This is a genomic window from Bradyrhizobium sp. UFLA06-06 (assembly GCF_054820065.1).
This window is the reverse complement of record NZ_JADFUD010000086.1, coordinates 21,429-29,706: the sequence shown is the minus strand read 5'-3', so window position 1 is coordinate 29,706 and position 8,278 is coordinate 21,429. Positions and strand designations below refer to the sequence as shown.

At 57.6% G+C, this 8,278-nt stretch carries 9 protein-coding genes and 1 pseudogene; 4 read left to right on the top strand and 6 right to left on the bottom strand.

The window, feature by feature from the left end; all coding sequences use genetic code 11:
• Positions 1–523 precede the first annotated feature (523 nt).
• A complete protein-coding gene (locus IF803_RS38835) occupies positions 524–1,537 on the top strand; it encodes a hypothetical protein (protein ID WP_141382107.1) in 1,014 nt (337 codons plus the stop codon).
• A 218-nt stretch (positions 1,538–1,755) separates the two neighbouring features.
• On the opposite strand, the gene IF803_RS38830 is transcribed toward IF803_RS38835, so the two are convergent.
• Both IF803_RS38830 and IF803_RS38825 read right to left on the bottom strand, forming a co-directional pair.
• On the bottom strand, positions 1,756–2,058 hold the full coding sequence (locus tag IF803_RS38830) for a hypothetical protein (RefSeq protein WP_018270166.1): 303 nt from the start codon (positions 2,056–2,058) through the stop codon (positions 1,756–1,758).
• A gap of 214 nt (positions 2,059–2,272) precedes the next feature.
• Positions 2,273–2,611 (bottom strand): annotated as a pseudogene (locus IF803_RS38825) (HipA domain-containing protein); the annotation flags it as partial.
• 170 nt (positions 2,612–2,781) lie between these two features.
• On the opposite strand from IF803_RS38825, the gene IF803_RS38820 reads away from it, so the two are divergent.
• Positions 2,782–2,991 (top strand): hypothetical protein, encoded by a 210-nt coding sequence (locus IF803_RS38820; RefSeq protein ID WP_240536968.1) that lies wholly within the window; start codon positions 2,782–2,784, stop codon positions 2,989–2,991.
• Positions 2,992–3,244: 253 nt separating this feature from the next.
• Here the strand turns inward: IF803_RS38820 and IF803_RS38815 are convergent, their stop codons facing one another.
• Positions 3,245–3,391, bottom strand: a complete 147-nt coding sequence (locus IF803_RS38815; RefSeq protein ID WP_018270164.1) for a helix-turn-helix domain-containing protein — start codon at positions 3,389–3,391, stop codon at positions 3,245–3,247.
• Positions 3,392–3,535: 144 nt separating this feature from the next.
• Positions 3,536–3,949 carry a recombinase zinc ribbon domain-containing protein gene (locus tag IF803_RS38810; protein ID WP_080586180.1) on the bottom strand — a complete coding sequence of 138 codons (414 nt, stop codon included), beginning with the start codon at positions 3,947–3,949 and terminating at the stop codon, positions 3,536–3,538.
• A 290-nt stretch (positions 3,950–4,239) separates the two neighbouring features.
• Between IF803_RS38810 and IF803_RS38805 the strand changes: the two genes are divergently transcribed.
• Together IF803_RS38805 and IF803_RS38800 are read left to right on the top strand one after the other, a co-directional pair.
• Positions 4,240–5,349 (top strand): Fic family protein, encoded by a 1,110-nt coding sequence (locus IF803_RS38805; protein WP_461195776.1) that lies wholly within the window; start codon positions 4,240–4,242, stop codon positions 5,347–5,349.
• Positions 5,350–5,649: 300 nt separating this feature from the next.
• Entirely contained in the window at positions 5,650–5,781 is a 132-nt protein-coding gene (locus tag IF803_RS38800) for a hypothetical protein (RefSeq protein WP_259239059.1), read from the top strand.
• 861 nt (positions 5,782–6,642) lie between these two features.
• On the opposite strand, the gene IF803_RS38795 is transcribed toward IF803_RS38800, so the two are convergent.
• Together IF803_RS38795 and IF803_RS38790 are read right to left on the bottom strand one after the other, a co-directional pair.
• Positions 6,643–7,944 carry a type II toxin-antitoxin system HipA family toxin gene (locus tag IF803_RS38795; RefSeq protein ID WP_461195777.1) on the bottom strand — a complete coding sequence of 434 codons (1,302 nt, stop codon included), beginning with the start codon at positions 7,942–7,944 and terminating at the stop codon, positions 6,643–6,645.
• Entirely contained in the window at positions 7,919–8,239 is a 321-nt protein-coding gene (locus tag IF803_RS38790; protein ID WP_038379302.1) for a helix-turn-helix domain-containing protein, read from the bottom strand. The genes IF803_RS38795 and IF803_RS38790 overlap by 26 nt, the downstream gene beginning before the upstream one ends.
• Between the last annotated feature and the right edge of the window lie 39 nt (positions 8,240–8,278).

The following is an 8,278-nucleotide window of genomic DNA, read 5'->3' as shown; positions in this document are numbered from 1 at the left end:
GATGTGTATAAGAGACAGGTCAAAGAGCTTGCTGGACGACTGGCGTGGAATGATGCCATCGGGAGGTGACGACCAACCGATTCCTAACCGGGGCCGCCTCCTTCACCTGGGCCATAGCAATATGGACCCATAGTCGCCGAGCCCGCCGCCAGATCGGGCCCTCGTCGAGATCAAGCCGATTGTACATCCATCGGAGATCAACTCGCTTCAGGCCCCAGCGCGACCGCAAGGTGTTTCTTGCCAAGCCGGGCGGCCCAAGCAGCAGCACGTTTCGTCGTCGGCGCCGGTCAATTGGCATCGTTTGATTGACAGAGCTTGACAATAGCGAGAGTGCCCTCCTCCCGAGCGTCGACCGCAACTACGTCATCGTGTTCAACGGAGGCAAATTTCTTGACGCTGGTTCGATCTGTAAATCGACGTCACACCGATGACAATCGGGAGGGGGAAAGCGGTATAGAAACACGCACGGCGAGTCATTGCCCCGAAAATGGGACATCTGATACGGAACGGCGAGAGACGACAAGTGAATGACCACATAAGCTTCCCGAGTTACTTGCATAGTGACCCCGCCGACCTGCTGCCCGATGAGGGCGCGCGGCATCGTTTTGAGGCGATCGTGGATCGTGCAGCGAATGCGCGCTCAACGTGGTTGCCGGTTGAGGAGCAGATGCGCGCAACTCGTGCCGAACTTCATCGCGTCGAGACCCACCGCCAACGGCTGATATTGGCCCGCGGCGGCGACCGTCCCGGCGCAGAAAAGGAGGACAAGCAAATCCGTGACCTCGACAAGCAAGCCAGCGAACTGACTGAAAAGTTGCGTCGCCTCATCGCTCGAGAGGCGACCGCTGCTGCCCGCATGCGGAACTGCGAGATCCTGGCATCTCGCTGCCGGGCCTTTTTGGCTCACGGTGGCCTGCCGTCGCGCGCGCGCCTTGCCTCCGTCTCTCCAATCGCGCTGTCGGAGATTCTAGAGCGAGGCGAACGGATCATTGACGCGCTCGAGCGTCTGCGCCTGCACATTCGCGAGCTCGAAGCCGACGCCCACCAGATCCGCAGTGCGCCATTTCCCAGTGAGGCGAAGAAGCGAGACGCCGCGGCGCTGATCGCGCGCCTGGCGGAACGTGGGGCGCCGTCTATCTCGGCCATGATTGATGACAACACCAGCGAGATCGGATGGCCTTACACCCTCCAGGAACACAATCTGATTGCTGTCGTCCCCGATAAGAACACGCGGGTTGTGGGCACCGCATCTGGGCAGGTTCCCGATGTGATTGGGCTGCTTTGTTGGGCCCTTCGTGACACTCTGACCGAAAAGGTGATCGAGCTGATCGACACGAACAGCGACGATGCCGCCGCGCTCCCAGCGGATGAGCGTGAAAAGCAGCTGGCCCAAATCGAAGCCGACAAACTGATGACCGAACGCAAAGAGGCCGCCCTGGTACAGGCCGCGCAGGCTGCGGGCGAGGCCATCGAACACCGCCACGACATCAGCGCTCTGGCCGCGCTCCAGCTCGAGCTGGTCACGCAGTCACGATGAGGTCTGCGACTGCCCTCGGCAGGCAGCCGGCTGCTCGCGGCAGTCCTTCTCGGCGCAATCGTCTCCACGACCAACATCCCGACCACCTGCTTTCATTCCGAAAGTGACGGCAGAAATGGCGCTCTGCTGCGCCAGGAGAACGAACGGCTGCGCATGGAGCGAGACATTTTAAGAAGCTGATTGCGATTTTTGCCGGAAGCCGGACGTGATCTTCCGCTTCATCGAGGACCATCGCGAGGCCTATCGATCTCAGCCTGGCGCCCTTCGTCGGCGTTGACGACCGTGCCTTTGGCGATCCCGGCCTTGATGAAAGCGACGGCCTGCCTCTCGGAACCGAACACGGGCGGGACCGAATTGCCGCCGCGCCCGCGGATGGCGACCTTGCCCTTGCCGTTCTGGTTACGGGTAAAGCAACGGTCAATGCGATCCTCTTGAGGTTGGCGGGCTTCACGTAGCCGAAATAGCGAGCCGCCTACTGGGATGGCCCGCATGAACGCTCCGACATGCGCCGGATCAATCATCAGGAGGCGTACAGCCTCGACGGCGCTTGCACAATCAGGCTGGGGAGTATTTCAGCCGCCGCCGTCCACCTCAGCAACCTTACCTTCGCCGCCAACGATATCGGCCCACGGATAGCCTTGAAGGCCGTCTCGGCTTCCGCGTCAGTCAGGCGGAAACACCTGAGCTAAACTCAGGGTCCTAATTGTCGCGGCGAGTGGCTGCCGGCCAAAGATCCTGAGCGAAATCTTCGATGTGATTTCGGGTACCTTTGGGTCCACGGTCGAAACGCTTCACCTGCAAGACCTTGCCGGTCGACAATGTGTTGAATTCCTCGGGAATTCCTTCGAAATCGGATTTTTCGGCAAGCTCGCGTTCCGGCACGTCCATTCCGAGGATTTCGGACAGCGCCAGAACGGCGAACTCGTTTTCCGACAATCCGACAAGATTGGGCGAAGGGAACTTTGCGATGTACTGACCTTGCTCGTCGCCGATGGGCAAACTGAGTCCGCCACCCCTGCCCGTATTTTTCATCACGGAGAGCTTCATCTGAACTCCCGCCGAGGAAAACCGCGCGTTTATCTCACGTGGATCGTCTTGAACGGCTAGGAAGTCAGACGTCCTGCGTTGAGGAGTCAGAAATCGCAAGGATTTGCCAACCATGGATGCTTTCAGGGCCGGCCGCTAACCAATCGAAAATCGATCCGCCTCATGTTCGCGTTTGTAAGCTGAATGGGAAATCAAACATGACAGGATCGGCAATTCTGGAAAACGTGCGTCGCTACCGCGCAATAGCTTCGCTGTGCCGTCAAGCCGCAGCATTCCGCCCACTCCAGCGAGTCTCATTGCTGACGCAGGCCGACGAATGGGAGCAGAGAGCGGTTGGTGAGATCGAAGAATACTTTGATGCCCAAGACTCTCCGATACCCGCTCAACCCTCAGGCAACGTCAATTGAGCGAGAGCTTGGTTAAGAAAGCGCTTGCGCTTGGCCCACCCCTGCCCTTCAAGACAAGGCCGGACCGCTGAGGGATTTCCAGCGGTCCCTTGTCTCGTTACGCCTCTTGTCTCGTTACGCCTCAAGGATCCAACGCCGAACCACTCCCGTCGATCTCCACGGCGCATACGAGCCTTCGCATTCGTTCCGGCAGTTGACTGCGGTCTCATCTTCCACGACCACCCTCGCCAAGTGCCGCGGTATCTGGCCATGCCTACATATCCGTGATGAACTCGGAGTCCTGCAAAAGACAACGAACCATATTGGCTTCGCCGGCGAGCTTCTTTTCAGCGTCGAAGAGGCCGACTGCGGTCTGCAAATTGATCCAAAACTTCGCCGAGGTGCCAAGCGCCTTGCTCAACAGAACGGCTGTCTCGACCGTGATCGCCCCGCTTGCCGTTGATGATCTCGTTGATGCGAAACCGCGGCACGCCCATCGCCTTTGCGAGTTCGCCCTGGGGGATTTCGTACTGGGTGAGAAACTCCTCGCGGAGTTATCGCGTTGTCAATCCGCCCGTCGAGCTTGTCGGCATACGAGGCGCGTAGGCGCTGCGTCAGACGGTCGTATTCGGCCTGAAGTCGCGCCACTGCCTCGTCGTCCTCTTCTTTCGACAGCATGGTTTTGATGAAGCCCCGCAACGATCCACTGATGGACCTTCTCCGAAAAATGCGGCCGGCCCATCAGTTCGGGGAATTTCGCGGCGATGACCTCCGTGCGAACATAGGACTCGCTGCATTTACCCTTGTAGCCGGTGCAGTGATAATAGATGTAGCGCCCCTTGTGGAGCTCACCGACCAAGGCACAGCCGCAGTGTCCGCAATTCATAAGCCCTGAGAAGGGAAAGTCTCTTGGACCACGCCGAAGCTTGGTGGCATTACGCTTGTCCAGGACAGCCCGAACCCGCTCGCGAGGTTTCATCGTTCATGAAAATCCCGTGGATTTTATTGCGGCGCCTCGTTGACGACGGGAATGCCTCAACTCAACCTAAGACTGCCTGATAAGACCTCCATCCACTAACGTGGAATAAACTCGTTCCATTTCAGTGTTTGTGGAACGATGACTTGCCAAGGATCATCTCATAGGTTCACGCGTAAGCCGTTGATTTTATTGATATTGCGGAGAATATCACCATATTCTCCGCACCTTATGCGTAGAATATATTGCGTTTGCTAGGAATAAGGTGCATATTCTCCGCATGAGTGCGGTGAATGGCGACTTATATCCACGAACTGAAAGACTGGCCGAAATTTACCTGGAACAGCTCAAAGCTGGCCCAGAAGCTGGGAGCTGTCCGTAACCGGCAGGGTCGCATCACTGGTCGTATGGAAGAGCTCGGCTTTCGGCTGCGAACCGAAGCCAATCTTGAGGCCCTTACCGAGGAAATCACCAAGTCGAGCGAGATCGAGGGCGAGGTTCTGAGCCGCGATCAGGTGCGATCATCGCTTGCGCGCCGTCTGGGTGTCGATATCGGCGCCTTGACGCCGGTCGAGCGCAATGTCGAGGGCATCGTTGAGATGATGCTGGACGCCACCGGCAGATATGACGCTCCCCTCACCTCTGACCGTCTCTTTGGCTGGCATGCCGCCTTGTTTCCGACGGGCCGCAGCGGCATGACGAAGATCGCCGTCGGGAACTGGCGCACGGACGATACGGGGCCGATGCAGGTTGTCTCGGGGCCAATCGGACGCGAGCGCGTTCACTATGAAGCTCCCAAAGCTGGTTTGCTTCCTGACGAGATGAAAGCCTTCATCGGCTGGTTCAACGGTACGCAGGACATCGATCCAGTTATCAAGGCTGCCATGGCTCATCTGTGGTTCGTTACCATCCATCCGTTCGAAGATGGCAATGGTCGTATCGCTCGCGCGATTTCCGACATGGCGCTGGCGCGGTCAGAGAACAGTTCACAGCGCTTCTACAGCACGTCAGCGCAGATCCGGCAGGAGCGGAACGCCTATTACGATATGCTCGAAGCCACGCAGAAAGGCGATCTCGACATCACGGTATGGCTGGAGTGGTTTCTGGACTGTCTTGACCGGGCCTTTGATCGCGCCGACACCATCCTCGCCTCGGTTCTACGGAAAGCCCACTTCTGGAAGAAGCAAGCGAACCAGAAATTTAACGACCGACAGCGGGCGATGATTGAGCGTTTGTTCGAGGGCTTTGAAGGCAAGCTCACATCTTCGAAATGGGCACAGCTTACCAAATCATCGCAGGATACAGCCCTGCGGGACATCGATGATCTCGTTGCCAGGGGCGTTTTGGTGAAAGACGCGCCCGGCGGGCGTAGCACGAGCTATTCATTGATTGACGAAGTCTGAACACATCAGCGACCTAAGAGGATGTTCATGGCGGCCTGAAAAGCGGAAACGTGGCGCGCCAGCACCCGAGCTGAGATGGCCGAGCTCTGTCCGCTAGCAAGAGGTTCCAATGAACGTATACGCGAAACCCTCGCAGTCCGCGCTTTAAAGCCCCGGTTTGGTCAACCGAATGGCTTTCAGAACTTTCGACGCAAAGATGACAGCGATACATCATGCACTGGATTTTCAGCTAAACGCGGAGAATGCAGACGTTTACATTTGCGGCCATCTCCGAGAAGTTCATTTGATTGTCGCGGAGAATTGACCGACCAGGAGCGGGGTAGCGGCGCGATCAAAGCTGATTTCAGTCGCGTTGCAAAAGAAAAATCAGCAATCTTCAAGAGCTTCGAAGAATACATTCTGTTCCAAAACAAATACGCCCGCGATAGCTGACGTCTGTGCCGATCTTCATGCGAGCATTTCGGATGCCCCGGCCCAGTAGACGTAATTTATCCGAGCAAAGCCGAAGCGAGTTTGGAAGAGACAAAGAAATTGGCCGACGAACGATTCAAGCGGATCGAAAAGCTTTTTGGCGATTGTCTGAAGATGCGGCTCCTGATGCCGATTATGGCCGGAGACCGCAACGATTAAATGCGTTTGAAATGGAATGAGCTGGGCTAGCGGTCAAGAAGGCCTTTTGCGCGTTGGCAATCGGTGACGAAATCGCAATCGCTTCAACATTCGTGGAACATGCTTGTCCCGCAACCGTTGTTCGCGTGCCGGCGCAACTGCCCCGACGGGGCACTTTTCTCCTCGAGCTCGTCAGCTTCTCGAAAGCCAACCGTCCTAGCATTCGAGCCTAGCCTCTTGGTCTCGATGCCGCCTGCGACTGAATCGGCCAGAAGCTAGGCTACTTCGCGGCGAGTATGCAGGAGACTTTGTTCTCAAAACAGATAGGAGACGCTGTGGAGGCCAATCGGATAAGCGGCGCGGGTTCGCCAGGGTCCCGAACGGGAAACGTCCAAACACAGGAGGATCATGACCGATTTAGGCAGGCCGTGAAGGATTAGCTTGTACAAGCGGACTTTGCCTCAGCACGCTCACAACTGACACCGCACGAGCCAATCCCAACCCGGCATTACTGCTGGAACGAGGCTAGCCACATTTGTTGAACTTCTTAGGACGGAAGCCAGATTCCAATCGAGATTGGACTGGCGCGGACCGAGCGGCTGCTCGTCGGTGTGACCGACCACCTCGATGACATCCACATCGTAATCTCCAGCTCATGAAGTTCTGGCAGGAGTGGACCTCCGATCACCGCGGCAAAAGCTCAGGGGGTAGCCAGGGACGACTTCGGAACGTAGGAACGTAGCCGGGATCCAGAACCGGGCTCATCTCCTCGATCTTGGCATCGATCTTACTGAGAACAGCGGCCGGCACGACATCCCGCTCTGGGAGCTGCCACCAATGGTCGTTCACCAACGATACGACCTCCACGACAGCCGAGATGACCGCCGGTTCGGGTAGCCGCGCGCGGTTGGCGAACTTTCGCCAGCGGTCCAGAGTAAGCGCTTTGAAGGATTTCTCTCCTCCCAAAGAGAGTGCCATATCGTCCTTCGGAAAATAAGCGGTGGTCGATAGGACGTCGTACACGGGGGCGATGGCCGGAGTGCACCCCTCACCTGGGTATATTGTCGACCAATTCTTCAAGTGCATGTCGCCGTTGCCGACGAGCGCGGCAAGTGCCAGTCGACGAACGAATTCGAGCGCGGCGTCGGTCGAAACCGCTACGTTCAGCGCGGAGGCTATGTCGTGGTATGATGCGTCATCGTACTTTTTGGATGGCTGGCGGCCAAAGATCTGAGCGAAATCTTCGATGTGAATTCGGGTACCTTTGGGTCCACGGTCGAAACGCTTCACCAGCAAGACCTTGCCGGTCGACAATGTGTTGAATTCTTCGGGAATTCCTTCGAAATCGGATTTTTCGACAAGCTCGCGTTCCGGCACATCCATTCCCAGGATTTCGGACAGCGCCAGAACGGCGAACTCGTTTTCCGACAATCCGACAAGATTGGCCGAGGGGAATTTTGCGATGTACTGACCTTGCTCGTCGCCGCTGGGCAAAGTCAGTCCGACACCCTTTCCCGTATTTTTCATCACGGAGAGCTTCATCTGAACTCCCGCCAAGGAAAACCGCGCTTTGATGTCACGAGGATTATCTTGAATGGCTATCGTAGTGCTGCCGTCGCTTGGCACCACGCGCACTGCACCTGGCAGATCTTCGCCAAGCGCCGCCAGGAGGTCGAAATCGTTTCCTTGCCTCACTGCTCCGGCGTGGTGCTTTTCCATCGCCTCGCGAAGCTTGTCCTCGGGCAACAGATTCGCGAAGAACGCGGGCAGCACGTGTGCCGCGGGCTTCGGATCCTTGCGAAGCCCACCATCGGCGGAGCGGAACGAGAGGCTCAATATCGGGGGCCGCGACATGGCGCGATAGGCCGGATCAAGGCTGAAGGCGTTGAAATCGCCTGGCGTACGCACGAGCGTTCCGACCCTGAGGTCTTGAAGGAACACCTCCAGCGACTGAACGGTATTAGGGGCGCGGACCCGGGTGCTCATCATCATCCATATCGGTGGTGAACGCTGGTCGATCCTCGCCTTCGGAGGGCCGAAGGAGTGCGTTGACGCCGGCTACCATGGCCTGTGGGATCAGCATTAGCTCCATGCCGAGAGCGCGCGCGACGTTAATCAGCGTCGTCGCCCGCGCAGCGGCGTCGCCCTGCTCAATATCGCGGTAACGCGGCCGGGAAATGCCCGCGCGTTCGGCCACCTGCTCTTGAGTCAGGCCCGCTTGCTTTCTTGCATCCCGGAGGAGGCGTCCTAGCTGTTGGGTTGCTTCTGAGTTCCGCTCCATGATCCGTTTACGCAATCTTTTTCTTCTAAATGATACGTA